Annotated in this window: 22 protein-coding genes and 1 pseudogene; 15 read left to right on the top strand and 8 right to left on the bottom strand. The window is 66.2% G+C overall.

Annotated elements, in window-relative coordinates; translation table 11 throughout:
• Window positions 1-5 precede the first annotated feature (5 nt).
• The 5 genes from L880_RS0100115 to L880_RS0100095 are packed head-to-tail and all read right to left on the bottom strand — an operon-like array spanning window position 6 to window position 6,185.
• On the bottom strand, window positions 6-1,076 hold the full coding sequence (locus tag L880_RS0100115; RefSeq protein ID WP_027473935.1) for a CobW family GTP-binding protein: 1,071 nt from the start codon (window positions 1,074-1,076) through the stop codon (window positions 6-8).
• Window positions 1,073-1,441 carry a hypothetical protein gene (locus L880_RS0100110; protein WP_027473934.1) on the bottom strand — a complete coding sequence of 123 codons (369 nt, stop codon included), beginning with the start codon at window positions 1,439-1,441 and terminating at the stop codon, window positions 1,073-1,075. The genes L880_RS0100115 and L880_RS0100110 overlap by 4 nt, the downstream gene beginning before the upstream one ends.
• A gap of 8 nt (window positions 1,442-1,449) precedes the next feature.
• Entirely contained in the window at window positions 1,450-3,237 is a 1,788-nt protein-coding gene (locus tag L880_RS0100105; protein WP_027473933.1) for a hydantoinase B/oxoprolinase family protein, read from the bottom strand.
• Complete coding sequence (locus L880_RS0100100; RefSeq protein WP_027473932.1) at window positions 3,234-5,312, bottom strand: hydantoinase/oxoprolinase family protein; 2,079 nt, start codon at window positions 5,310-5,312, stop codon at window positions 3,234-3,236. The genes L880_RS0100105 and L880_RS0100100 overlap by 4 nt, the downstream gene beginning before the upstream one ends.
• 12 nt (window positions 5,313-5,324) lie before the next feature.
• Window positions 5,325-6,185, bottom strand: a complete 861-nt coding sequence (locus L880_RS0100095) for a fumarylacetoacetate hydrolase family protein (protein WP_027473931.1) — start codon at window positions 6,183-6,185, stop codon at window positions 5,325-5,327.
• Window positions 6,186-6,411: 226 nt separating this feature from the next.
• On the opposite strand from L880_RS0100095, the gene L880_RS0100090 reads away from it, so the two are divergent.
• Window positions 6,412-7,335: a LysR family transcriptional regulator gene (locus L880_RS0100090; RefSeq protein WP_027473930.1), complete on the top strand. Its 924-nt coding sequence runs from the start codon at window positions 6,412-6,414 to the stop codon at window positions 7,333-7,335.
• Between the two features lie 134 nt (window positions 7,336-7,469).
• Here L880_RS0100090 and L880_RS0100085 read toward each other — a convergent pair whose 3' ends face one another.
• Both L880_RS0100085 and gcvA read right to left on the bottom strand, forming a co-directional pair.
• Entirely contained in the window at window positions 7,470-8,537 is a 1,068-nt protein-coding gene (locus L880_RS0100085; RefSeq protein WP_027473929.1) for a porin, read from the bottom strand.
• A gap of 185 nt (window positions 8,538-8,722) precedes the next feature.
• The gene (gene gcvA, locus L880_RS31010; RefSeq protein ID WP_043327999.1) at window positions 8,723-9,679 is read right to left on the bottom strand and encodes a transcriptional regulator GcvA; all 957 of its coding nucleotides are present in this window, start codon (window positions 9,677-9,679) and stop codon (window positions 8,723-8,725) included.
• A 210-nt stretch (window positions 9,680-9,889) separates the two neighbouring features.
• On the opposite strand from gcvA, the gene L880_RS0100075 reads away from it, so the two are divergent.
• The 10 genes from L880_RS0100075 to L880_RS0100030 all read left to right on the top strand — a co-directional run bounded on the left by L880_RS0100075 (window position 9,890) and on the right by L880_RS0100030 (window position 19,053).
• The gene (locus L880_RS0100075; protein WP_019577455.1) at window positions 9,890-10,756 is read left to right on the top strand and encodes a fumarylacetoacetate hydrolase family protein; all 867 of its coding nucleotides are present in this window, start codon (window positions 9,890-9,892) and stop codon (window positions 10,754-10,756) included.
• 29 nt (window positions 10,757-10,785) lie between these two features.
• Window positions 10,786-11,781, top strand: coding sequence for a tripartite tricarboxylate transporter substrate binding protein (locus L880_RS0100070; protein WP_043327995.1), 996 nt, complete (start codon window positions 10,786-10,788; stop codon window positions 11,779-11,781).
• A gap of 2 nt (window positions 11,782-11,783) precedes the next feature.
• Window positions 11,784-12,335: a VOC family protein gene (locus L880_RS0100065; protein ID WP_027473927.1), complete on the top strand. Its 552-nt coding sequence runs from the start codon at window positions 11,784-11,786 to the stop codon at window positions 12,333-12,335.
• Window positions 12,332-13,771, top strand: coding sequence for an aldehyde dehydrogenase family protein (locus L880_RS0100060; protein WP_027473926.1), 1,440 nt, complete (start codon window positions 12,332-12,334; stop codon window positions 13,769-13,771). The genes L880_RS0100065 and L880_RS0100060 overlap by 4 nt, the downstream gene beginning before the upstream one ends.
• A 36-nt stretch (window positions 13,772-13,807) precedes the next feature.
• Window positions 13,808-14,386 (top strand): malonic semialdehyde reductase, encoded by a 579-nt coding sequence (locus L880_RS0100055; protein WP_027473925.1) that lies wholly within the window; start codon window positions 13,808-13,810, stop codon window positions 14,384-14,386.
• Window positions 14,387-14,396: 10 nt separating this feature from the next.
• Window positions 14,397-14,642 (top strand): tautomerase family protein, encoded by a 246-nt coding sequence (locus L880_RS0100050; protein ID WP_027473924.1) that lies wholly within the window; start codon window positions 14,397-14,399, stop codon window positions 14,640-14,642.
• 126 nt (window positions 14,643-14,768) lie between these two features.
• Window positions 14,769-15,908 (top strand): porin, encoded by a 1,140-nt coding sequence (locus L880_RS0100045; protein WP_027473923.1) that lies wholly within the window; start codon window positions 14,769-14,771, stop codon window positions 15,906-15,908.
• Between the two features lie 85 nt (window positions 15,909-15,993).
• Complete coding sequence (locus L880_RS31005) at window positions 15,994-16,974, top strand: tripartite tricarboxylate transporter substrate-binding protein (RefSeq protein ID WP_051442900.1); 981 nt, start codon at window positions 15,994-15,996, stop codon at window positions 16,972-16,974.
• 317 nt (window positions 16,975-17,291) lie between these two features.
• Window positions 17,292-18,194 (top strand): helix-turn-helix domain-containing protein, encoded by a 903-nt coding sequence (locus L880_RS31000; RefSeq protein WP_245614845.1) that lies wholly within the window; start codon window positions 17,292-17,294, stop codon window positions 18,192-18,194.
• Between the two features lie 127 nt (window positions 18,195-18,321).
• Window positions 18,322-19,053, top strand: a complete 732-nt coding sequence (locus tag L880_RS0100030; RefSeq protein WP_027473922.1) for an alpha/beta hydrolase — start codon at window positions 18,322-18,324, stop codon at window positions 19,051-19,053.
• Window positions 19,054-19,123: 70 nt separating this feature from the next.
• Here L880_RS0100030 and L880_RS30995 read toward each other — a convergent pair whose 3' ends face one another.
• Complete coding sequence (locus L880_RS30995; protein WP_043327992.1) at window positions 19,124-19,807, bottom strand: TetR/AcrR family transcriptional regulator; 684 nt, start codon at window positions 19,805-19,807, stop codon at window positions 19,124-19,126.
• 196 nt (window positions 19,808-20,003) lie between these two features.
• Here L880_RS30995 and L880_RS0100020 point away from each other — a divergent pair, with 196 nt between their 5' ends.
• From L880_RS0100020 to L880_RS0100005, 4 genes and pseudogenes are all read left to right on the top strand, one after another.
• The gene (locus L880_RS0100020) at window positions 20,004-20,807 is read left to right on the top strand and encodes an SDR family NAD(P)-dependent oxidoreductase (protein ID WP_027473921.1); all 804 of its coding nucleotides are present in this window, start codon (window positions 20,004-20,006) and stop codon (window positions 20,805-20,807) included.
• Window positions 20,808-20,878: 71 nt separating this feature from the next.
• Window positions 20,879-21,845 (top strand): annotated as a pseudogene (locus tag L880_RS30990) (alpha/beta fold hydrolase).
• Window positions 21,846-21,951: 106 nt separating this feature from the next.
• The gene (locus L880_RS0100010; RefSeq protein WP_027473920.1) at window positions 21,952-22,953 is read left to right on the top strand and encodes an NADP-dependent oxidoreductase; all 1,002 of its coding nucleotides are present in this window, start codon (window positions 21,952-21,954) and stop codon (window positions 22,951-22,953) included.
• A gap of 297 nt (window positions 22,954-23,250) precedes the next feature.
• Window positions 23,251-24,222, top strand: a 972-nt coding sequence (locus L880_RS0100005; RefSeq protein ID WP_027473919.1) for an Rpn family recombination-promoting nuclease/putative transposase, incomplete at its 3' end; no start/stop codon positions are given.

Raw genomic sequence — 24,222 nt, 5'->3', positions numbered from 1 at the left:
CTTGTTCACACCGGTCTGGGCCGGGTGCGGCGCCTGGCCATCACGTCGAGGGTGCTTTCGAGCACCTCGCGATCCAGCCCTCGGGTGATGAACACCAGGCGGGTGCTGTGGTCTTCAGAAGGCCAGGCCGGCAGGGTTTCGGGGGGGTGGAACAGGTGTTGCACGGCATGGACCACCATGGGGGTGTCGGGCGACTGCGCGACCTGAACCAGGCCCTTGAAGCGCAACAGCTTCTCGCCTTGCGACGCCACCACCAGATCCAGCCACTGGGCAAAGCCATCCAGGTCCAGCGGCTCATGGCGCACCAGCACAAAGCTCTGCACATCCGCCAGGTGGCCTGGCATGTCGCCCTCGCCCCCTACCGGGTGGTAGAAATTGGGGTTGACTGATGCAGCGGGATCGGGCCCCACCGCCAACAGGCGCTGGCGCAAGATCTCAAGCAAGGGGGCCAGGTCAGAGCGGCCCGCCTGACGCACGCGCGCCGCCGGATTGAGCTGGGCCAGGCATTGCAGCAAGGGGGCTGTGGCGCCCGGATCGGCCAGCAAGTCGAGCTTGGTGAGCCACACCTCGTCGGCGGCCGCCAACTGGGCCAGGGCCTCGGGATGCCGCTCCAGGCTTTGCAGGCCCAGCACGGCATCGACGGTGCAGAGCACGGTGCCCAATCGGTAGCGCTGTTGCAGCAAGGGGTCCATCATCAGGGTGCGCAGGATGGGCCCGGGCTCCGCCAGGCCGCTGGTCTCGATCACCACGCGATGGATCGCCTGGCCGGGGCGGTCCAGCAAGGTGCCGAGCGCTTTCACCAGGTCACCCCGCACGGCACAGCAGAGGCAGCCATTGGGCAGCAACACCACATCGTCGGCCGAGGCGGCCGTGAGCAGCTCATGGTCCAGGCCGGTTTCGCCGAACTCATTGACGATGACGGCCGTTCCCGCCAGATCGGCCGACGACAGCAGCCGGTTCAGCAGCGTGGTCTTGCCACTGCCCAGGAAGCCTGTGAGCACGCTGACCGGCACCCGGGGCCCCGAAGGCTGAGGCTGTGCCTGGGCTTGCAACAAGGCCGAGAAATGACCGCTCATGTTCCGGCCCCCCCGCCATGCAGCGCCTTGAACGAGGTCAGCGTCTTTTCGACACGAGGCAGCACCCAGTCGCACACCGGTGCGGGCAGCATGCCCTCGCTGGCTTGCTGCAGCAGCAACAGCAGGGGTGAAGGCGGCCAACCTGCCGCCTGCTGGCTGCGGAAGTACGCAGCCACCACGGGCAGATCGCTGCGCAGCGCGGCGTCCTCGAGGTAGTCGACGATGTCGAGCTCGAAATCCTCCAGGCGCAGGCTGATGCCCCCCGCCCCGCAGCCGCAGGACATCCCCAAGGCCACGTGACGGATCGACAGCTCGCTCCACAGGCTGACCAGCCTGGCCGCCTGCAGGGGCTGCTCTTCGGCCATGGCGAGGCTCACTGGCCGGCCCAGGCCACGGGGTCGCTGGCCGCCACCTGGCCAGCTGGCTGCGCGCGCAAGGCGCGGGTGGCCTCGGCATCGACCTGGCCATGCGCATCCAGCGCCACCCGGTAGACCTGGCGCGCCACTTCGGCACTCACATAGCCTTCGCGCACGTCCTCGGCCACGCTTTCCAGATCCCGCTCCAGGGGGTTGCCGAAGCCGCCACCACCGCCTGACAGCATCTTGTAGGCGTCGCCACGCTCCAGGCGCACGTTGAAGATCTTGGCATTGGGGTGGTCGGTCTTCCACTCGCCCTTGTGGCGCACGGCCAGCCCGTTGCCCATGGCGTCGCCGCCACCGTCCAGCCCCCAGGGCTTGCAATGCACACGGTCGATGCGGGTGGTGACGGTGAAGGGCGACAGCGCCTGCACCACCATCTCGGCCCCCAGGCCGCCCCGGTACTGGCCGGCACCACCCGAGTCGCGCCGGATCTCGTACTTCTCGACCAGCACCGGGTACTTGGCCTCCAGCTGTTCGGTCGGGCTGTTGTGGGTGTCCCCGTCATTGATGCAGACCGTGACCGAGACGCCGTCTTCCTTGCTCTTGGCGCCCCAGCCGCCGCCCAGCGGGCCGATGCCGACAATGAACAGGCGCCCATCTTCAGGGCTGATGCCATGGATGTTGGGGAACACCAGATCGGCATGGTGGCCGGCAATCGAGCGATGCGGAATGGCCGGGGCCAGTGCCTTGAAGATGGTGTCGATCACCGTCATCGGGAAGGTCATCCAGACCCGCATCGGGTACGGGCGCTCCGCGCTGATGACCGTGCCCATCGGCATGATGACCTTGAGCGGGCGGAACGAGCCATCGTTGACCGGGTAATCCGTGGGCGTGGTCAAGCACTTGTAGGCCACCTGGGCACAGGCGATGCCGGTGGTGAAGCCCGAGTTGTAGAAGCCGCGCACCTGCTTGCTGACGTCCGACAGGTCCACCGTCATCTCGTCGCCAGACACCGTCACCTTGACGCGGATCGGAATGCGCTTGCCGATCTCCAGGCCATCGTCGTCCATGAAGGATTCGGCCTCGTAGACACCATCGGGGATCGACAAGGTGTTCTGGCGGGCCACGGCCTCGCTGGAATCCATGATCTGGGCAATCGCACCGTTCACGGCGCTGGCGCCATAACGTTGCAACAGCTCCACATAGCGGCGCTCGCCCGTGGTGATGGCCGTGATCTGGGCTCGCAGGTCCCCCAATGCCCGCTCAGCCAGGCGCACGTTCATGGCGATGATGTCCACCAGGTCCTGGTTGACCACGCCTTCGCGCTGGTACTTCATGATGGGGATCTGGATCCCCTCACTGAAGATATCGGTGGTCACATTGCCCAGGGTGCCGCCCACATCCAGCCAATGCGCCATGCAGCAGGTGAAGCCCTCCAGCCTGCCCTCGTGGAACACCGGCATGGTGAACGTGAAGTGGTTCAGGTGACTGCCCGTGGTGTAGGCGTCGTTGGTCACCAGGATGTCGCCGGGCCGGATGTTCTCGTAACCGAAGTGCCTGATTTTGGCCTTCACGGTCTCGGACATCCCGCGGATGAACATCGGCAGACCCAGCCCGATCGAGACGGTATCGCCCTCCTTGGTGAACAGGCCGACCGTGAAATCCAGCGCCTCGTAGATGATGAGGTTGTAGGCGGTGCGGGTGAGGTTGGTCTTCATCTCCTCCGTCACGGCATACAGGCCGTTGCGGATGATTTCGACGGTGACCGGGTCCACGGTCTTGAGCTCAGCTGTGGTGTTCATGTCCGATCACTCCCAATCTCGATTTGCAGGTTTCCAAGTTCGTCGACGCGCAGCGCGTCGCCCGGCTGCACCACGGTGGTGGAGGCGTGCTCTTCGATCAGGGCCGGGCCCACGATCTCATTGCCCGCCAGCAGGCGATCGCGCAGGTACACCGGCGTGTCGGCCCAACCCGAAGACCGGAAGTAGACCGGCTTGGTGGCCCGCACCGCCGCGGGCTCGGGCCGTGCCGTGCCTTGCGCCACGCTGTGCTTGGGCGGCTTTTTCATCGTGCCCAGCACGGTCACGCGCAGGCTCACCAGGTCGGCAGGCTCCTGAGGGGCCGAGGTGCCGTAGCGCACCTGGTGGAGCTGATCGAACTGCTGCTTGATGGCCGCGCGATCCTTGCCCTCGAAGAAGGCCAGCGGCAGGTCCACCGTCACGGCATGCTCCTGACCCACATAGCGCATGTCGGCGGCACGTTCGATCACCACGCCATCGGCCTGCACCCCGGACTGGGCCAGCGCGGCGCGCCCTTCGTCTTCCATCTTCTGGTAGGCAGCCTCGATCTCGTCGAAGGAGACATCGTTGAGCTTGCGGAACACCGAGCGCACATAGTCGTAGCGCAGGTCGGAGAACAACATGCCGTAGGCCGAGAAGTAGCCCGGGGCATAGGGGATCAGGACCTTGCGGATGCCGATCTCGCGGGCAATCGCCGAGGCGTGCAAGGGGCCCGCGCCGCCGTAGACCACCATGGTGAAGCTGCCCGCATCCAGGCCGCGCTCGGTCGTCACGGCCTTCACGGCATGCGACATCTGGGTCACGGCGATCTGCAGAATGCCGTCGGCGGCCTTGGTCGCATCCAGCCCCAGGGGGGTGGCAATGCGCTCGCGCATCTGGCGCTGGCAGCCTTCCAGGTCCAGCTTGAGCTCACCGCCGAGGAAGTTGTCCGCGTCGAGGCGGCCCAGCACCAGGTTGGCGTCGGTCACCGTGGGCTCGGTGCCCCCACGCCCATAGGCCACGGGGCCGGGAATCGACCCTGCGCTTTGCGGGCCCACCCGCAGGGCGTTGCCGGTTTCGACACGGGCAATCGAGCCGCCGCCCGTGCCCACCTCATGGATGTCCATCATCGGGATCTGGATCGGCAGGGCGCGCTCGTAGCCACCGATCAAGGCCGAGCCCGTGGTCAGGGGGCGGCCCTCGCTGATGACACCGGCCTTGGCCGTGGTGCCGCCCATGTCGAAGGCAATGACGTCGCCCATGCCCAGCTGGGCGCAGATGGCCTGGGCACCGATCACCCCGGCGGCCGGCCCCGACTCGAGCATGCGCACGCAGCCCACCTTGGCGTGCTCCACCGGGAACAGCCCGCCGGTGGATTGCACGATGTAGAAATCGCCCTTGAAGCCCTGCTCGCCCAGGTGGTTTTCAAGCTGGCCCAGGTACTCGGACACGCGGGGGCCGACGTAGGCATTGGCCACGGCGGTCGAGACCCGCTCGAACTCGCGGTACTCCTGGCTCAGCTCATGCGAGGCGCAGACAAAGGCGCCCGGCAGCTCTTCTTGCAGGATCTGCTTCACGCGCTGCTCATGGGCCGGGTTGCGGTAGCTGTGCAGCAAGAGGACAGCCACCGCTTCGATGCCTTCGCCCTTGAGATCGCGCGCCAGCTCACGCACGGCGGCCTCGTCCAGCGGCTTGTGGATGCTGCCGTCGGCGCGCAGGCGCTCGGCCACCTCGAAGCGCAGCGAGCGCTTGACCAGAGGCTGGTGCTTGTTGAAGAACAGGTTGTAGGCGTCGGGGCGATTGACGCGGCCGATCTCATAGATGTCGCGAAAGCCTTCGGTGATCAGCAGCGCCGTCTTGGCGCCATTGCGTTCCAGCAGGGTGTTGATGGCGATGGTGGAGCCGTGCAGAAACAGGTGACCATCGCGCCAGTCGATCTTGGCGCTGTCGATCGTGGCCTGGATGCCGGTGACCAGCTCGCCGTGGGTGGATAAGGCCTTGCCGAACAAGAGGCGGCCACTGGCTTCGTCAAAGGCGGCCATGTCGGTGAAGGTGCCACCGATGTCGACGGCAATGCGCAATTGGGGTTTTTGTGTCATGGGGTCTCCAGTTCAGCGGGCAGAGCGGTCGGTGCCAATGCGGTTGCGCAGCACGCCCAGACCGGTGATCTCCACCTCGACCACATCGCCCTCCTTCATGTAGAGCGGGGGTTCGCGCCGATCGCCCACACCGCCCGGCGTGCCGGTGGCGATCACGTCACCCGGCGACAGCGGCGTGAAACGCGAGACGTAGGCCACGATGGTGGGGATGTCGAAAATCAGGTCGGCCAGGCTGGCGTTCTGCACCACCTGCCCGTTGAGGCGGGTCTGCAGGCTGAGCTTCGTGACGTCGGGCACTTCGTCACGCGTCAGCAGGTACGGGCCCAGCGGGCCGGTGCCCGGAAAGTTCTTGCCCGGCGTGAATTGATGGGTGTGGCGCTGCCAGTCGCGCACGCTCACGTCGTTGAAGCAGGTGTAGCCGGCGATGTGCTCGAACGCGTCTTCTGCCGCGATGTGGCGACCGCCCTTGCCAATCACAAAGGCCAGCTCGCCCTCCCAGTCAAAGCGCTCGGAGAACTCGGGGCGCAGCACCTCGTCGCCGTGGGCTGCCAGGGAGTCGGCAAAGCGCAGAAACAGCGAGGGGTGCTCGCTGTCGGGGCGCTTGGTCTCGGCCACGTGGGTCTTGTAGTTGAGGCCCACGCAGATGACCTTGCCCGGCGCCGGGATCACGGCTTGCGCCTGCACCTGGGCTGGGTCCACCCGTTGGCCACCGCTTTGCAGCGCCGCCTGCAGTTCGGGCAAGGCGTTTGCGGCCAGCACGGCCTTCAGATCAGGGTAGCGGGCCAGAAAGTCGGCCGAAGGGGCCACATAGGCCTCACCTTGAACCAGGCCATACAGGGCCTGGCCGTCTTGAATAAAGCTCACGAGTTTCACGGGGTCTCCTTGCGGTACATCGATGACGGCCGACTGTAGGATTCACCGTGAAATCCAGATAGATGCAATTTATGTCTTTCAGATATCTCTATCAGGTGATGGCTTTAGACTCACCCTTGATCGCAGAATCGAGCCAGACACCGACCCGCCCAGGGCTCACGCAGGCCCCGGCCCTTCAAGCCATGGACCAGCGTCCGGGCCCCCACAGCAGGCAAGGGACTCACCGATGAACATCCAGGACTTTCGCCTCTTCCTTGAAGTGGTCGAGGCCGGCAGCCTGACCAAGGTGGCGGCACAGCGCCACACCGCCCAGTCGTACATCAGCCGCCAGGTCAGCGAGCTTGAAAAGCAATGCGGCGGCGCCTTGTTCCGCCGCACCGGGCGGGGGGTGGTGCTGACCGAATTCGGGGAGTCGGTGGAGCGCCGCGTGCGCATCTGGATCCGCGACAGCGAGGAGATGTTTGCCGACTTCCAGCAGCTGTCCCGCGTACCGATGGGGGATGTGAAGATCGGCATCCTGCCGTCGGCGGCCCACCCGCTGATGACTCAGGTGTTCAGCGAATTGCGCCGGTCTTTCCCGCAGATCCGCCTGAACGTGCGTGAGGGCCAGGGTGGCGAACTGGACGCCATGCTCGACACGGGGGCCGTGGACATGGCCATCCTGTTCCGCTATGAGCCGCCCCGTGGCCAGGAAGAGATCCTGCTGGCCACGGCAGACACCTACCTGGTGTCACGGCCCGGACTGCCTCTGACGCAGGCGGGCACGATCCCGTTCCAGCAACTCAACGGCTTGCCGCTGGTGCTTCCCAGGCGACCCTCCCACTGGCGCTCCATCCTCGATGAATCGGCCCGCAGCCAGGGCTTTTCCTTGCAGGCCGAGATCGAGGCCGACTCGCTGCGCATGCAAAAAGAAATCCTGGCCGAGAACCATGCGCTGTACGCCCTGCTCGGGCCGTTTGCGGTGCAGGAGGAACTGCGCTCAGGCAAATTGCAGGCAGCCAAGATCATCGACCCCGACCTGAAGCGCTACGTCACTCTGGCGCTGCCCAAACAGGGGCAGTTGACCCAGGCGCTGCGCGTGGTCTCGAAGATCATCAGGGACAAGGGCGCCGTGCTGGCCTACAACCAGAACGCGGCCGACCCTGGCTGAGGCGCGACAGAGCCAGCAAAAAAAAGCGGCCCGATCTCGACAGATCGGGCCGAACCGGCCCGGGGGCCGTGGGCCGCGCCCGCCCCCGCTCGCATGAAACCCTGGTGCCGGTCACAGAACCGGCCCTGGCAAGCTCAGAATGAATGCCGGATGCCGAAGTCCATGCCGGTCCAGGTCGCGTTGGCCACCCCTGTCACACCGCCGCCGCTGAGTGCCGCCCCGTTGCGGTTGCGGATCTGCGAATACGTGCCATACACGGCCGTTCGCTTGGACAACTCGTGCACATAGCCCACCGCCAGTTGCTGGGCCGAACGCCCCGAGGCCGAGTTGTCAGAGATCTTGGAAAGCGACACCGGGATATAACCCGTGGCCACCTTGACCTGGGCTCCCAGCATCCAGCCGTTGGACCGGTTGGGGCCGGCCACGGCATTCTTGCGGTCCACAAAATAGAGCGCCGAGGCGGTCACCGGCCCGATCACATAGCTGGCCCCCACATTGCTGGCACTGACTGCGCCATTGGCCAGCGCCGTGCGCCCCGAGGCCACGGCCACATGGAGGGCATCGCGGGCATAGCCGAGGCGAATGCCCTGGTAGTTGCCGTTGTCAGGCGTGGTCGACGTCGAGGGCGTGTTGTTCACCGCCTTCATCAACTCGCCGTAGACGCCGTTGAGCTCTGGCAGAAAGTAGCCCACCGAGTTGGAGGCCCGCACCGCCGTCTGCACCGTCGCCACCTGGGTCAGCGCGCTCTGGGCGGTGTTGATGATGCCGCCCGCACCGGCAGTGCCGAAGGGGTCGAACACGATCAGGTTCCAGTAGCTGGGCACAAAGCCGCGCCCCAGCCGCACCTCACCCCAGTCTCGCGAGATCAGGCTGAGCGAAGCACGACGGTTGAACACCAGCCCGCCCGCCGTGCCCGCCGTGGCGTTGTCGGTGCTGGCCGCCCCACCGATGCCGCTGGCCACATTGAGCCCGGCGTCCAGCACGAAGCCGGCCGACAGGCCACCCCCCAGGTCTTCCGTGCCGCGGATGCCCAGCCGGCTGTATTGGTTTCCGCCCGTCCCATAGACGCGGGTGATGCTGGCGCTGCCCTGCGAGGCGCGCTGCACCGTGGTGTCCAGCACGCCGTACAGCGTGACCGAACTCTGCGCGGATGCATCGAGCGCCAGGGCGCACAGCGCCATCGGGATTGCGATTTTTTTCAAGTGTGTCTCCTGTCTTTTGTGAACCTCTCCGGCCGGGAGCTGGGCATTTCAAACCCGCAAGGCCAGACCGAAGGACTCTAGGATCGACACAGACTTGCCGGTAGCGCTCCATCGGAGAAATCAGCCATCGCTGGGCAGGCATGGCTGGCGGGCAGTGCGACTGACTGGCGCCCCCCCCGATACGCCTACCCCCGCCGGGCAACGGCGCCGCCCCCCCGGCCACGGCCGCTCGCGGCCGGTGGGCTGGCTGCGCCCAGGTCTCGGGTCTCTTCGACCAGCCAGGTCTTGAACAGCTTGAGCGTGGGCGACTCGGCCTTGTGCTCCGGATAGGCCAGGTAATACGCCCGATCACTCGGGCAGACATGGTGGATCGGGATGATCAGCCGGCCAGAGTCGATGTCGCTGCCGAGGTCGTACTCGGGCACGAGGGCGACGCCCAGCCCCACAGCGGCCGCCTCCAGGGACATGAAGAACAGCTCGTAGCTGGGGCCGGCCAGCTCATTGCCCGGCAGGTGCCCGACCGACTCGAACCACTGACGCCAGGCATAAGGCCGGGTGCTTTGCTGCAGCAAGGGCAGTTGGGCCAGCTCCTGCGGCGTGAGTTGACGGCGCGGTGCAATCAACGCGGGGCTGCAGACCGGGATCAGGGCCTCCTGCATCAGGCACGTGGTGGTGGCGCCGGGCCAGTTGCCATCTCCGGCGTAGATGGCGGCATCGATGCGGGTGTCGTCAAACAGAAAAGGGCGTGTGCGGCTGCTGAGGTTGATGGTGATGTCGGGGTGCCGCTTCGAAAAGTCAGCCAACCGAGGGATCAGCCAACGGGTGCCAAAGGTTGGCACCACCGCCAGGTCCAGGCGCCCGCCCCGGCCTTGGCGTGCCATCAGGTCCAGGGTGTCGCGTTCCACATCGTCCAGGCGTTGCGTGACCTGGCGGTGATAGACCTCGCCCGCCTCGGTCAGCAGCACGCCTCGGCGGGTGCGGCGGAACAGCTTCACGCCCAGAAACTCCTCCAAGCCCCCGATCTGGCGGCAGATGGCGCTTTGCGTGAGGGCCAGTTCATTGGCCGCTTCGGTGAAGCTGGAGTGGCGTGCGGCGGCTTCAAAGGCGCTCAGGGCGCTGGTGCTGGGGATTTTTCTTCGCATGGCGCCATTGTCTTTCGGAGTGCAATAAACGCAAGACATAGTGAGAAGAAATCGTTTGAATGCGCATTTCTTACTGGATAAAGTCCGCCGAGCTGATTTAACAAATGAGTTGATTGCAGATCTAAGGGTTTTCCTCAGGCTGCTGGGCCTGGCAGGCAATCGAAGGGCTTGCTGGCTGTAACGGTTTTTCTTCGCCTTTGAAAGTCGACCATGAAACTTTTGTCGTTCAAGTACCAGGGTGTTGCCTCCTGGGGTGTGGTGATCGGTGAGCACATCGCAGACCTGGGCCGCGCGCACCCGCAGTACCCGACCCTGCAGTCCTACCTGGCGGCCGGCCGGCTGCCGCAGCTCAGCCAGGACGTGGCCTGGGTGAAGGCCGACATTGCGCTGGCGGCCATCGAGTACCTGCCCGTCATCGCCCAGCCCGAGAAGATCATCTGCGCCATCCGCAACTACCACGACCACCACAAAGAGGTGGTCGCAGCCGGCCTCGACCGCGAGCTGTCGAGCCACCCCCCGATCTTCCTGCGCACCTGGCGTTCACAGGTGGCCCACGGCCAACCCATCCTGCGTCCTGACTGCTCGGACTCGCTGGATTGGGAAGGCGAACTGGCCGTGGTGATCGGTCGCAGTGGGCGCAACATCCCCGAGGCGCAGGCGCATGAGTACGTGGCCGGCTACTCCATCTACAACGACGCCAGCATCCGCGAATGGCAGTTCCATGCCAAGGCGATTGCCGCGGGCAAGAACTTCGAATCGACTGGCGCCTTCGGCCCCTGGATGGTCACCGCCGATGAGATCGACCCGGCACGCCCACTCGAACTGAGCACACGCCTCAACGGCGAGCGCATGCAAAGCACGAACACCGGCAACATGATCTTCTCGGTCGCGCAGCAGATCGCCTATGCCTCCACCATCTTCACCCTGGTGCCAGGCGACGTGATCGTCACCGGCACACCGGGCGGGGTCGGCTGGAGCCGCAAGCCCCCACGCTTCATGGTGCCTGGCGATGTGGTCGAGGTCGAGATCGAAGGCATCGGGGTGCTGAGCAACCCCGTGGCACAGGCCAAGCAATAAGGCCCTGGCCCGCCCACATGGAGACAAACATGACATTGACGCGCAGACGCGCAGGCTTGGCGCTGGCGTCTGCCTGCCTGGCACCTGGCCTGGGGGCGAGCCGGAGCACCTGGGCCCAGGCACCCCGCTACCCCGATCGCCCGGTGAAGCTCTTGCATGGCTTTGGCGCTGGCGGCAACGCCGATGCGGTGGCCCGGATCCTGGCCACCGAGCTGGGCAAGAGCCTGGGCCAGGCCGTGGTGGTCGAACCCAAGCCGGGGGCCGGCGGCACCATCGCCGCCGGCACCGTGGCCAGCGCCCGCCCGGACGGCTACACCCTGCTGCTGGTCACAGGGGGCCATGCCATCGCGGGCGCACTGTACGACCGCCTGCCCTACGACACGCTGAAGTCTTTTCAGCCCGTGTCGGCCCTGACCACGTTTCCATTTTTGGTCGTGGCCCAGGCGGGCAGCAAGTACACAGGCTTGCAGGACGTCCTCAAGGCGGCCCGCGCCCGGGGCACCGAGCTGACCTATGGCTCAGCCGGCGTAGGCACCGGCCAGCACATGGCGGGCGCTCTGCTGGCCCAGCAGGCCGGCGTCAACATGGTTCATGTGCCCTACCGCGGCGAAAGCGCCGCCATGACCGGCTTGCTGGGTGGCGAGGTGGACCTGGTGCTGGTGGCACCCACGGCTGCCGTGCAGCACATCCGCTCCGGAAAGCTGCAGGCCCTGGCCACCACCGGGCCATCGCGCTGGCCGGGCATGCCCGAAGTGCGCACGGCCGCAGAACAGGGCGTGGCCCAGTTCGACGTGCGCTCCTGGACCGGCTTGCTGGCGCCTGCAGGTCTGCCCAAGCCCTTGCTGGATCGGCTGCAACTCGATGTGCGCAAGGCCTTGACCGACGAAGCCGTGCGGGCCCGGCTTGAAGAGATCACAGGTGGCGAGGTACGTGCCAGCCCCCCGGCCGAACTGCAGGCCACGATACAAGGCGACCTCAAGCGTTGGACCCAACTGGTCAAAGACGCCCACATACAAAAGGAATGAACATGAAAGTCACGCGCCCTACCCCCGCTCACTTCGGCATCTACGTCTACGACGTCGATCGAATGGTCGACTTCTACACCCGGGTCTTTCGCCTCACCATCACCGACGAAGGCATAGGCAAGAACTTCGGCAATCGGCTGGTCTTCATGAGCGCCACCGAGGATCAGCACCACCAGTTCGTGCTCTCGGGCGGTCGCTCGGCAGAGTCACCGGTGAGCACCATCATGCAGGCCTCGTTCATCGTGCCGGATCTGGCTGAACTGCGCTGGAACCGCGAGCAGGCACAGGCGCTCGGGGCCACCCAGATCCAACCCATGAACCATGGCAATGCCTGGTCGGTCTATTACTTCGACCCTGAAGGCAACCGGGTCGAGGTCTACATGGACACGCCCTACTACGTCAATCAGCCCTATGGCGTACCGCTGGATCTGAACAAGACCGAAGAAGCGCTGCTGAGCGAAACCCACGCCATGGTGCGCGACGACCCCAGCTTCATGCCTCTGGCCGAATGGCAGGAACGCTTCCGCCAGAAGGGCGTCGGAGCACGCGGATGAAAGGCAATTACATCGGCGGCCAATGGCTCGATGGCGTTCGGGCGGTGCCCAACGTCAACCCTTCGGATCTTCGCGATGTGATCGGAGAATTCGCCCAGGCAGACGCCGCCCAAGCCCGCGAGGCCGTGGCTGCGGCCTATGCCGCGGCACCGGTCTGGGGCCAATCCACCCCGCAACAACGCTTTGATGTGCTGGATCGGGTAGGTGCTGAGTTGCTGGCCCGCACCCAGGAGTTGGGCGATCTGCTGGCGCGCGAAGAAGGCAAGACACTGCCCGAGGCCATCGGCGAGGTGACCCGCGCCGGCCAGATATTCAAGTTCTTCGCGGGCGAGGCGCTGCGCCTGCGGGGTGACCTGCTCCCCTCGGTGCGCCCAGGCATCACCGTCGAGGTGACGCGAGAGCCGCTGGGCGTGGTGACGCTGATCACCCCTTGGAATTTTCCGATCGCCATACCGGCCTGGAAGATCGCCCCTGCCCTGGCCTTCGGCAACAGCGTGGTGTTCAAGCCGGCCGAACTGGTGCCTGCCAGTGCCTGGGCGCTGGCGGAGATCCTGTCGCGCAGCGGCCTGCCGAGTGGTGCATTCAACCTGGTCATGGGCCGCGGGGCCGAAGTGGGCGCAGCCCTGACCGAAGACCCCCGGGTTGCGGGTGTCAGCTTCACAGGCTCGCAAACCACCGGCCGGCGTATAGCGCAGTCCTGTGCTGCACATGGGATCAAATTCCAGCTCGAAATGGGTGGCAAGAACCCCCTGATCGTGCTGGACGATGCTGATCTATCGGTGGCCGTCAACTGCGCAGTGCAAGGCGCCTACTACTCAACGGGCCAACGTTGCACGGCCACCAGCCGGCTGATTGTCACTGACGGCATCCATGACCGCTTCGTCGCCGCAGTCGTTGAACGACTGACCCAGTTGAAGGTGGGTGACGCTCGCAGCCCCGGAGTCGACATCGGCCCTGTCGTCGACGAACGCCAACTGGCCATCGATATGGGATACGTCGCCTCGGCCAAGGCTGATGCCGCCACGCTGGCCTTTGGTGGCGAGCACCGACAGCACGACGATCAGGGCAGGCCCGGGTTCTTTCTGACCCCGGCACTTTTCACCGATACCCACGCAGAGATGCGGATCAACCGCGAAGAAGTCTTCGGACCGGTTGCCACCGTGTTGCGGGCGCGTGACCTTGAGCAGGCCCTTGCGCTGGCCAACGACACCGCCTTCGGCCTGTCCAGCGGTATCTGCACCACCAGCCTGCGCCACGCCAGCCAGTTCAAGCGCCATGCTCAGGCGGGCATGGTGATGGTCAACACCCCCACGGCCGGGGCCGACTACCACGTGCCCTTCGGCGGGCGCAAAGCCTCCAGCATGGGTGCTCGCGAGCAAGGCAGCTACGCCAGCGAGTTCTACACCACGGTCAAGACGGCCTACACCGCAGCCTGAGCCACCCGCCTCATGAATCAGACAAACCACCCATCCATGACCCAAGCCCATGACCAGGCCTTTCTGGCGGCGCGAACCTACGCCCGATTTCAGGACCGTGCAGTGCCGGAGGCACTGCTCCACCAGATCCACGAATTGGCCAAATGGGGCCCAACCTCCATGAACACACAGCCGGCTCGCTACGTCTTCGTGCACAGCCCAGAGGCCAAGGCGCGCCTACGACCTTGCATGGCCCCCGGCAACGTCGACAAGGTCGATTCGGCCCCTGTCACGGTGATCGTGGCGCAGGATTCAAGGTTCTTCGACCATTTGCCCACGCAATTCCCACACGCCCCACAAGCCGCACTGGGCTTTGCCAACGACCCGGCGCTCGCCCAGAGCACTGCCCTTCGCAACAGCAGTCTGCAGGGTGCCTATCTCATCATGGCCGCACGGCACCTGGGCCTGGACTGCGGGCCCATGAGCGGCTTCAACAACGCCGCGCTGGATCAGGAATTCTTCCCTGATGGACGATACCGCAGCAACTTCCTCATCAACCTGGGGTACGGCGACCGCGAGTCTCTGCGGCCCCGTGGCCCTCGCCTGCCATTCGAATCTGTGGCGACCGTTTTATAAGGGGAATTCCATGCCATTCATTGAAGTCAAGATCCTCGAAGGCGTCCTGCCCGAGCACAAGGTGCCCGAATTGATGGCGGCCCTCACCGAGGCGGTCGTCCATGTTGGGGGCGAAGGGTTCAGGCCCATGACCCGCTGCGTCGTCCAGGAGGTGCGCAGTGGCTGGTGGGCCGCGGCCGGCAAGCCCCTGAGCACCGAAGGCGCCCTGCAGAGTTTGCAGGCGGCCCAGCCGGCCTCGCCTCCCGGCCCGGCCTGACACGGGCCGGGCCCGGCGCGGCTCGGCCCCGGGCGCCCGCCCCCCCATTCAACCCAAGCGATCAAGCCGGTGTTGGCACCGGCTGGGGATCGTGCGCGCCTTTCACCAACAACAGGAGACAAAACCATGAACCCATCCACCCAACTCGCGCCCGCCTTGATGCTGGGCCTGATCGGGGCCTTGCCCTGGCAGGCTCAGGCGCAGACAGCGCCAGCTTCTGGCGTGCAGATTTTTGGCGTCATCGATGCCGCCGTTGGCAGCGTCACCAGTCCCTCGGGTGTCAATGCGCTCGACAAGCCCGTCAACAAGCAACTCAGTGGGGGCTTGTCGACGAGCAATTGGGGCTTGCGCGGCCAGGAAGACCTTGGCGAGGGTCGTCAAGCCATCTTCGAACTGTCCTCCTTCATCCGCAATGAATCGGGTGCGGCCGGCCGCAGTGATGCCTTGCCGGCGCCCGTCAATGTGGCCGCCGACCCGTACTTCTCGCGTGCAGCCTGGTTGGGGCTGAGCGACGCCAGGCTGGGACGGGTGCGCCTGGGCAACATCACCACATTGCTCTTCACCAACTCGGTCACCAGCAATGCTTTGGGCGACAGCACCACGTTTTCGCCCATCAACCTGCTGACCTTTGTCGGCTCGCCCCTGTCAGGCGGTACCGCATGGGCCAATTCGGTGGTGTACGACAGCCCGGTGCGCGCCGGGCTGTCGGGCTCGCTGGCCTACGCAGCCTCCCAGAACCTGGGCGGCCCCAACAGCGCCGCACGCCTGGCCTACGCCCAGGGCGCCTTCAACTCGTCGCTGGCCTGGCAGAGCGTGAACCGCAACCCGGTGACGTTCGCCGACGGCACCTCGTCCAATGACACCCGCGCCTGGCAATGGGCCGCCAGTTACGACTTCAGTCCGCTCAAGGTGTTTGGGCATCTGGGCCAAACCCAGAACCGGGGCACTGCCGCCGCTCCTCAGGCCGTGCGTTATCGGGTGTGGGACCTGAGCGCAAGCCTGCCCATCGGGGCAGGCCGATGGTTGGCGGGCTATGGGTCACGCACGACTGGCAACACCCCGACCGCCGTGGCCGCCACTGCCGCCGGCGGCAATGTGTCGCGCAAGGTGCTGACCCTGGGCTACGACCACTACCTGTCGGCGCGCACCGAGGTCTACGTGCTGGCCTCGCAAGACCAGACACGCACCCGCCAGCAGGCAGCCACGCCTGTGCTCGTCAATGCCACCGGGCATAGCTTCGCGGTGGGCATCCGGCATCGCTTCTGATCACCGCCCCCGCCAGCAGTCCCCGCGGCGTCCCAGGGCCGCAGGGGCGGCGCTCTTGTTCAACCTCATCCATCCCAGCCCATCCATGAGCACACTTCCACGTCAGCGCCGGCAGCTGCTGCAAACCATCATGGCCGCCCTGTTGGGCGGCACCCAGGCGGCCCACGCGCAGGGGGACCGGAGCATCCGCAAGCTCCTGGTCGGCTTTCCACCGGGAGGCACGGCCGACAGCCTGGCCCGGGCGCTGGCCAGCCAATCCCAAGACCCGGGCTCGGTCTACGTCGTCGACAACCGATCAGGCGCTGCAGGACAGCTGGCGGTGCAAGCCACGGTGCAGGCCGTGGCCGACGGCAGCAGCCTGCTGCTGACACCCTCGTCCGTGCTGACGCTGGCCCCGCTGCTGTACAAGACACCGCTCTTCAATGCCCAGCGAGACCTGGTGCCGCTGGCCTGCCTGGGCGACCACTGCTTTGCCCTGGCCGTGAACGGGGCCTCGGGCATCACCAGCCTGCAGGCTTTCGTCCAATGGGCGCGCGCCCACCCGGCCCAGGCCACCTACGCCACCCCCGGCCTGGGCAGTGCCCCCCACTTTCTGGGGGTGCAGATGGCCCGCGAGACCGGCTTGACGCTGACCCACGTGCCCTACCGCGGCGTGGCCCCCGGCCTGCAGGATCTGATGGCTGGGCAGGTGGCCTGCACCTTCAATCCGCTGCCCACGCTGCTGGACCTCCATCGCAGCGGCCGCATCCGCATCCTGGCCGTCACCAGCCCGGGCCGACTGCCGACCCTGCCCGACACCCCGAGCTTCACCGAAGCCGGCCTGGCCGCGCTGCAACTGGTCGAGTGGTACGGCCTGTTCGCTCCCGCTCGCACCCCGGCCGCGGTGCTCGGCCAGCTGGGCCAGAACATCCGCAACACCCTGCGCACCCCGGGCATGCTGGAGGCGGCCCGGCGCATGGAAATCAACCTGCGCCACGAAGACGCCGCCACCCTGGGCAAGATGGTCTTGCAGGACCAGGAGCGCTGGAAGGGGCTGGTGGCGGCCAGCGGGATCCAGTTGGATTGAGGCACCGAGCCGGAGCCGTTGCGCCCCGCCAAACCCACGACCAGCCCAAGGACCGAGGCCACATCGACTTTCAGGAGCGCATTCGCGACGATCAGCATCCTGCCTGAGGCGTTCGAACTGATGGTTGGTCGATACCGGGTTCTGCAACCCACCAGGCCCTCGCTGGCCGGTAGCGAACTGCATGCTTCACAGCCCGGTGGCTTTTTGCTCATCGGGCAATCCCGCTATGCAGGCGTGCGTCGGCGCCGCACACTGCGGGCGTGTCCATCAGCCAACTCCCCCCTGTTTCCGATCCACGTCGATGGAGCACGGACGCCGTGCCTGCCGCCCACCGACTGGACTACTGGGTGGCCGCGATTTCCGAGGGCTTTCTGGCCATGGAGGCCAGCGGCGACGCCCACCAGTTCCATGGCGAGCTGGTCTCGGCGCCGCTGGGCCCCGTGGGCGTGAACTGGGTGCAGGGCGCTGCTCAGCGGGTGTGGCGCACCCCGCGCGGCATCGCCCGCGGCGGCCAGCGGGTGGCCTATCTGCTGGGCAACCGCGACAGTGCTTGGCGCGTGGCGCAAGACGGTCGCGAAGCGCTGATGCGCCCGGGCGACTTCGTGTTGGTGGATGCGCGTCGGCCGTACCACTTCGATTTCCCGGCCGGGCCCAGCACCGTCTCGCTGGAATTGCCGCTGGACTGGCTGGCACGCTGGGTGGCCGAGCCCGAGGCCCATACTGCACGGCCTTTTCGCGCCGACAGCACAGGCTGGGGCGCGGCGCTTGCCGCATTCGCGCAGCCCTGGCGACCCAACATGGCCAGCGCGCCTCCGCTGCCCGCCGAACTGCTGGCCGACCAGCTCGGCGCTTTGTTCTCACTGGCCTGTGGCGACACGCCGCCAACACCGACGCCCGCCGGGCTGGCCGAACGTGCCAAGGGCGTGCTGCGTGACCGCCTGGCCGAGCCCGGCCTCACCGCCGCGCAGGTGGCGGCTGACCTTGGCTGCTCGGTGCGTAGCCTGCATCGCGCGCTGGCCGCGGCCCAGACCCCCTTTGCCCAGTTGCTCATGGCCGAGCGCCTTGCGGTGGCCCGGCAGATGCTCGCCAGCCCGGCCCTGCGCCACGTGAGCGCCAGCGAGATCGGCCGCCGGGTGGGCCTGTTGGATGCCTCGCACTTTGCGCGGCTGTGCCGCCGTCACCTCGGGCTTCTGCCCTCGGCCTTGCGGACCGAGCGCTGATCCGTCACCGCTGGGCCAAGAGCCCCCTGGCACGCAGCGGCCAGCCCCCTGGCACGCCAAGACCATCCGCGCCGGGGGTGGCCTGCCACGATCTGTGGCGCATGTTCAACAACCCTGGAGAGAACCCATGACCACCGACACCTATGTGCTGGTCCATGGCGCCTGGCACACCGGCGCCGAGCTTGAGGCCACCGCCCAGCGCCTGCGCACGCGCGGCCACACGGTGCACTGCCCCACGCTGGCCGGCAACCGCCCCGCAGACGACCGCCGCACCACCGGGCTGGAAGACGCCGCGCAATCGCTGGCGGCCTACCTGGACCAACACGAGCTGAGCGCCGTGTGCCTGGTGGGCCACAGCTACGGCGGCATGGTGATCTCACGCGTGGCCGATCTGCGGCCGAACCGCATCGCACGGCTGGTGTACGTCAATGCCTTTGTGCCGCAGCCCGGCGAGTGCCTGAACGACCTGGTGCCGCCCCACTACACCGCACTCTTTGACCAGGTGGCCGCCCAGAGCGGTGGCGCCGTGATGCTGCCCTTTCCGATCTGGCGCGAGGCCTTCATCAACGACGCCGATCTGGCGCTGGCGACAAGCGCCTTCGAACGCCTGAACCCACACCCGTACAAGACGTTTCAAGACCCCATCACGCTCAGCCAGCCCATGGCCGCCTGCCCGCTGCCCAAGAGCTATGTCAACTGCCGCATGGACACCGCACTGCCGCAGAGCCTGGGCTGGCACCCTCGGCTGTCAGAGCGGCTGGGCTTGTTTCGCTACATCGAGTGCAGCGGCAGCCATGAAGTGTGGTTCACCGACCCCGACGCAATCGCCTCGGCGATTGAACAGGCGGGGCGGGATTGACGGCCACAGTCGGTTGGCGGTTCGCTGGCTGCCCCACATCTCACAGTCGGTGGCACAAGACCGGGCTCGGTCAGGGGGCCGCCACGGGGGCCGCTTCGGGAGCCTCAGGGGCCCCTGGCGCATTCAATGCATCTGGCCCCTGCTGGGCATCCACCCCATCTTGGGCATCAGGGGCTTGAACAGGCCCCAGCGATGCCAGGATGGCGTCGCGGCTGGCCGTCAGGATTTCTTCGGCCAGCGGTGAATCGTCGGGGCAGGCCCGCGACATGATCAGGGCCCCCACCGCCGTCGACAACAGCTTGAGGGTGGCAGCGCGTGATGAGCGGGCCTGCTCGGGCTCGGCATCGTCGGCACTGCCCAGGCTCAGGGCTGCCACCAAACTCTCGATGCCCGCCGCAAACAAGGCTCGTACCTCGTCGGGCTGACGCGCTGCGTCCCCACCCAAGGCCGCCAGGGTGCAACCGGCGCCGCGGCTGTCGCGGTGCTGGCGCGACAGGTACTGCCTGACGAACTCTGCGGCGTCCACACCGTTGCCGGTCAGCGCCACCGTGCGAGCAATGCCGCAAGCCGTGGATTCGGCAATCAGGTCGGTCTTGGAGCCGAACTGCTTATAGAAGCCGCCATGGGTGAACCCCGCGGCGGCCATCAGATCGGCCACCCCCACGCCGTCATACCCCCGCTCACGAAACAGCTGAGACGCGGTTTCCACCACACGCGCCCGATTCGCCTGCGCCTGCGCTTTGGAGACTTTCATCGTGGGCCTGCCTTGGGGGGGTTCTGCATGGCGGCCATTCTATATTGATGTCGACCATCATCAAAATATTGACTTTTTAGATTACGGTCGTCATCATTGCTCCATGGCAGCCCTTTTCAGGCGCTGAACCATGACCGCCAACCCAACCCCGCCGGGCCAAAAACCACCCGGCCCTCTTTGCCAGGAGCCTTCGCACATGACCACCCCATCCGCTACCACCCTCCCCACCGTGCTCATCACCGGCGCCTCCAGCGGCATCGGCGCGGTCTATGCCGAACGCTTTGCCCAACGCGGCCACAACCTGGTTCTGGTCGCCCGCGACAAGCCCCGGCTCGATGTGCTGGCCGCCAAGCTGAGCGAGCGGCACCAGGTGGCCGTCGACGTGCTGCAGGCCGACCTCACCCAGCAGCCCGACCTGGCCCAGGTCGAAGCCCGCCTGCGCGACGACAACCGCATCGGCATCCTGATCAACAACGCGGGCATGGCGCAGACAGGCCACTTTCTGCAACAAGGCCCGCAAGACATCGAGCGGGTGATTGCCCTCAACACCACCGCCTTGACCCGCCTGGCCGCCGCCCTCGCCCCGCGCCTGGTGCAGGCTGGCACCGGCTCCATCGTGAACATCGGCTCGGTGGTAGGCCTGGCCCCCGAGCTGGCCATGACGCTGTATGGCGCCACCAAGGCCTTCGTGCTGTTCCTGTCGCAGGGGCTGAACGTGGAGCTGGCTGCCAAGGGGGTTTATGTGCAAGCCGTGCTGCCCGCAGCCACGCGCACCGAGATCTGGCAGCGTGCCGGCATTGACGTCAATACCCTGCCCGAGGTCATGGACGTGGACGAACTGGTGACCGCCGCCCTGATCGGCTACGACCGCCGCGAGCTGGTCACCATCCCGCCCCTGCATGTGGCCGAGCGCTGGGCTGCGCTGGACGGCGCCCGCCAAGGGCTGCTGTCTGACATCCGGCAGGCCCGCGCGGCCGAGCGCTACCAGCCCCAGGCCTGAGCACGCCGGCCCTTGTCCTCGTACTCGCCCCTGCCCCCACCACCTGGAACAGCGCCATGTCACACCCGCGATTGAAATCAAACCTCCAAGCACTGGCGCTGTCGGCCCTGCTGGCCACCACCAGCGTGATGGCGGCGCCGCAAGCACAAGCACAAGTGCTGCCCAGCCCGGCCACGCCAACCGCAGCCCGGCCGGCGCAGCAGCCCACGTGGAAGACCGTGCCCACGCAACAGATCACGGCCGGCGATGTGAGCTTTGCCTACCGTGAACTGGGCCAGCACAACGGCGGCACGCCCGTGCTGCTGCTCGCCCACCTCGCGGCCGTGCTCGACAACTGGGACCCGCGCATCGTCGACGGCCTGGCCGCCAGGCACCACGTCATTGCCTTCGACAACCGGGGCGTGGGTGCCTCCACCGGCGCCCCGGCCAACACCATCGAGCAGATGGCCGACGACGCCATCCGCTTCATCGAGGCCAAGGGCTTGCAGCAGGTCGATCTGTTCGGCTTCTCGATGGGCGGCATGATCTCGCAAGAGATCGCGCTGAAGGCACCGCAGCGGGTTCGCAAGATGATCCTGGCGGGCACGGGCCCTGCCGGGGGCCGGGGCATCAGCGCCGTGGCCGGTGTGGCCAACTACGATCTGATCCGGGCCACCCTCACCGGGCAAGACCCCAAGCAGTACCTGTTCTTCACGCGCAGCGCCAAAGGCATCGAGGCCGGCCAGGCCTTTCTGGCCCGCCTGCAAGAGCGCACCGAGCAGCGCGACGCCAACATCGCCATCGGGGCCTACGTGGCCCAGTTGCAGGCCCTGGCCGCCTGGGGCCAGAAGCGGCCGGCCGATCTCTCGGCCATCCAGCAGCCGGTGCTGGTGGCCAACGGTAACGACGACCGCATGGTGCCCAGCAGCAACTCGTACGACCTGGCCAAGCGGCTGCCCCATGCGCAATTGATCATCTACCCCGATGCCGGGCATCGGTGGCATTTTTCAGTACCACGAAGACTTCGTGCCCAAGGCTCTGGCCTTTCTGGCGAACTGAGGGCAGAGGCTTCATGACCCACCCCCACCCCAACCACCCCACCGAGCCCAACCGCATCGCGAGTGAGGCCGCGCCCCAGCCCACCTTCGGGGCCCCATCAGCCACCATGAAAGCCCTCACCTTCAAACGCTACGGCAAATCGCCCGACATCGGCTTCTCGCATGTGGCGCAACCCACGCTGCAGCCCGACGAGATCCTGGTTCAAGTTCACGCCGCCGCCCTGAACCCCATCGACAACATGGTGCCTACCGGCACATTCAAGCCCGTGCTGCATTTCGAGCTGCCCGCCATTCTGGGCAGCGATCTGGCCGGCGTGGTGGTCAAGGTGGGGCCCCGCGTGACCCGCTTCAAACCCGGTGACAAGGTGTATGCCAGCGTGTTCGACACGGGCAAAGGCAGCCTCGCCGAGTTGGCCGCCGTGCCCGAAAGCGCCGCAGCGCTCAAGCCACCCAATCTCGACTTTGTGCAGGCCGCGGCCATTCCCATGGTGGCGCTCACGGCCTGGCAGGCCTTGAAAGAGCGCATGAAGCTGCAAGCCGGCCAGAAGGTGTTCATCCCTGCGGGCTCAGGCGGCATCGGCACCCTGGCCATCCAGCTGGCCCACCACCTGGGCGCCCAGGTGGGCACCACTGTCAGCACGGGCAACGTCGAACTGGTTCGCAGCCTGGGCGCTGACGAAATCGTCGACTACAAAAAGCAGTCGTTCGAACAACTGCTGAGCGGCTACGACGCGGTGCTGGGCACCGTCAGGGGCGACGCGATCGAGAAGTCACTGAACATCCTGAAGCCCGGGGGCCGAATCGTCTCGCTCATCGGCCCCCTGGATGTGGCCTTTGCCAAGGCGAGAAAGCTCAACGTCATCCTGCAAATCATCTTCAGCCTGATGAGCCGCAAGATCCTGAAGCTGGCCCGCCAACGCGGTGTGGATTACGGCTTTCTGTTCGTGCGGCCCGATGGGCAGCAACTGGCAGAAATCGGAGCGCTCCTCGATGCCGGGCACATCCGGCCCGTGATCGACAAGGTGTTTGACTTTGACCAGGCCCAGGAGGCCTTGGCGTATCTGGCGCTTGGGCGGGCGAAGGGGAAGGTGGTGGTGAGGGTGAGGTGAGGGGCGGCGGCAGGGGTTTGCTGTCCGAGATGCGATCAATCATGCGGCGCTGCGTAAGGCGAGTCGAATGCACCTTACACAGCGCCTGGGCATTGATCAAATGAGTGCCACAGCCATAGCTTGGGTGTGGGTCAGCGGGTACTCCCCCGCGCAGCAGCACGCTCACCTCGCCACCATCAGCAACAGCCCATTGCGCGTGCTGCCCATGGCCCACTCAACCGCCGAAAGCGGCCCTCCACGGCAATTCACGACAGCCTCAATGCAGTACGGCCCCGCTGCCCCCCACGATGGCCAGCCATGGCCTCCAAGACCTCTCACGACAGCGGCTACAAGCAGTTGTTTTCGCACCCGCAGATGGTGCGCGACCTGCTGCTGGGCTTTGTGCCGGGCCCCTGGCTCAAGAACGCTCGTTTTGACACCCTGGAGCGCATCAACGCCAGCTATGTGAGTGAATCTGAACAGCACCGCCACAACGACATGGTGTGGCGCCTCAAGGTGGGCACCCGCTGGGTATGGGTCTATCTGCTGCTGGAGTTTCAGAGCAAGCCCGACAAGTGGATGGCCATGCGCATGATGGCCTACGTCAGCCTCTTCGCCCAAAGCCTGATCCAGCAAAAACAACTGCAGCACGGCAAGCTGCCGCCCCTCATCCCCCTGGTGCTTTACAACGGCCACGCCCGCTGGACGGCCCCTATTGATGTGAACCAGTGCTTCAGCCCCAGCCTGCCCGGCCTCGCCAGGTTTCGGCCCCGGCTGATGTACCACCTGATCGATGAGGCCCGGCTGCAGTTGTCACCCTCTGCCGAGGTGCGCAACCTGGTGGACGCCGTGTTTCAGCTCGAACGCAGCCCCGACCTCGATACCGTTGGTCGGCTAATCATGGCCCTCCGACTCGCTTTGCAGGCCCCAGGGCAAAATGAGCTGCAACGCACGCTCAACGCTTGGCTGCGCGAACAAATCAGCCGCAAGGCCCCACCCGAGCTCAGCGAAGGCGTCGCCAACACACTTGCCCAGATACCCGATCTGATGGAAGGAACCCCCATGCTCGCCGACACAATGGGCCGCCTATTCACAGAGGCGCTGCAAAAAGGAAAGAAACAAGGCCGCAAAGAAGGACGCCAGGAAGGACGACAGGAAGGACGACAAGAGGGGCGCGATGAAGGAGTGGCCTGGACGTTGACCCAGCTCATCGAACACCGCTTCGGCCCCATCCCTGAATGGGCCCTCGCCCGCATTCAATCGGCCCAGGCCAATCAACTGGCGAGTTGG

The organism is Curvibacter gracilis ATCC BAA-807 (assembly GCF_000518645.1).
In the GTDB taxonomy this organism is placed as follows: domain Bacteria; phylum Pseudomonadota; class Gammaproteobacteria; order Burkholderiales; family Burkholderiaceae_C; genus Curvibacter; species Curvibacter gracilis.
This window is presented reverse-complemented; position numbering and strand designations above follow the sequence as displayed.

Excerpts from the sequence above, each read along its gene's own strand:
- L880_RS30995 (WP_043327992.1), bottom strand. The coding sequence starts at position 19,807 with ATGAAAGTCTCCAAAGCGCAGGCGCAGGCGAATCGGGCGCGTGTGGTG.
- L880_RS31005 (WP_051442900.1), top strand. The coding sequence starts at position 15,994 with ATGAGCACACTTCCACGTCAGCGCCGGCAGCTGCTGCAAACCATCATG.
- L880_RS0100100 (WP_027473932.1), bottom strand. The coding sequence starts at position 5,312 with ATGACACAAAAACCCCAATTGCGCATTGCCGTCGACATCGGTGGCACC.
- L880_RS0100105 (WP_027473933.1), bottom strand. The coding sequence starts at position 3,237 with ATGAACACCACAGCTGAGCTCAAGACCGTGGACCCGGTCACCGTCGAA.
- L880_RS0100060 (WP_027473926.1), top strand. The coding sequence starts at position 12,332 with ATGAAAGGCAATTACATCGGCGGCCAATGGCTCGATGGCGTTCGGGCG.
- L880_RS0100090 (WP_027473930.1), top strand. The coding sequence starts at position 6,412 with ATGAACATCCAGGACTTTCGCCTCTTCCTTGAAGTGGTCGAGGCCGGC.
- L880_RS0100115 (WP_027473935.1), bottom strand. The coding sequence starts at position 1,076 with ATGAGCGGTCATTTCTCGGCCTTGTTGCAAGCCCAGGCACAGCCTCAG.
- L880_RS0100020 (WP_027473921.1), top strand. The coding sequence starts at position 20,004 with ATGACCACCCCATCCGCTACCACCCTCCCCACCGTGCTCATCACCGGC.
- L880_RS0100070 (WP_043327995.1), top strand. The coding sequence starts at position 10,786 with ATGACATTGACGCGCAGACGCGCAGGCTTGGCGCTGGCGTCTGCCTGC.
- L880_RS0100030 (WP_027473922.1), top strand. The coding sequence starts at position 18,322 with ATGACCACCGACACCTATGTGCTGGTCCATGGCGCCTGGCACACCGGC.
- L880_RS0100075 (WP_019577455.1), top strand. The coding sequence starts at position 9,890 with ATGAAACTTTTGTCGTTCAAGTACCAGGGTGTTGCCTCCTGGGGTGTG.
- L880_RS0100010 (WP_027473920.1), top strand. The coding sequence starts at position 21,952 with ATGAAAGCCCTCACCTTCAAACGCTACGGCAAATCGCCCGACATCGGC.
- L880_RS0100045 (WP_027473923.1), top strand. The coding sequence starts at position 14,769 with ATGAACCCATCCACCCAACTCGCGCCCGCCTTGATGCTGGGCCTGATC.
- L880_RS0100065 (WP_027473927.1), top strand. The coding sequence starts at position 11,784 with ATGAAAGTCACGCGCCCTACCCCCGCTCACTTCGGCATCTACGTCTAC.
- L880_RS0100110 (WP_027473934.1), bottom strand. The coding sequence starts at position 1,441 with ATGGCCGAAGAGCAGCCCCTGCAGGCGGCCAGGCTGGTCAGCCTGTGG.
- L880_RS0100050 (WP_027473924.1), top strand. The coding sequence starts at position 14,397 with ATGCCATTCATTGAAGTCAAGATCCTCGAAGGCGTCCTGCCCGAGCAC.
- L880_RS0100055 (WP_027473925.1), top strand. The coding sequence starts at position 13,808 with ATGACCCAAGCCCATGACCAGGCCTTTCTGGCGGCGCGAACCTACGCC.
- gcvA (WP_043327999.1), bottom strand. The coding sequence starts at position 9,679 with ATGCGAAGAAAAATCCCCAGCACCAGCGCCCTGAGCGCCTTTGAAGCC.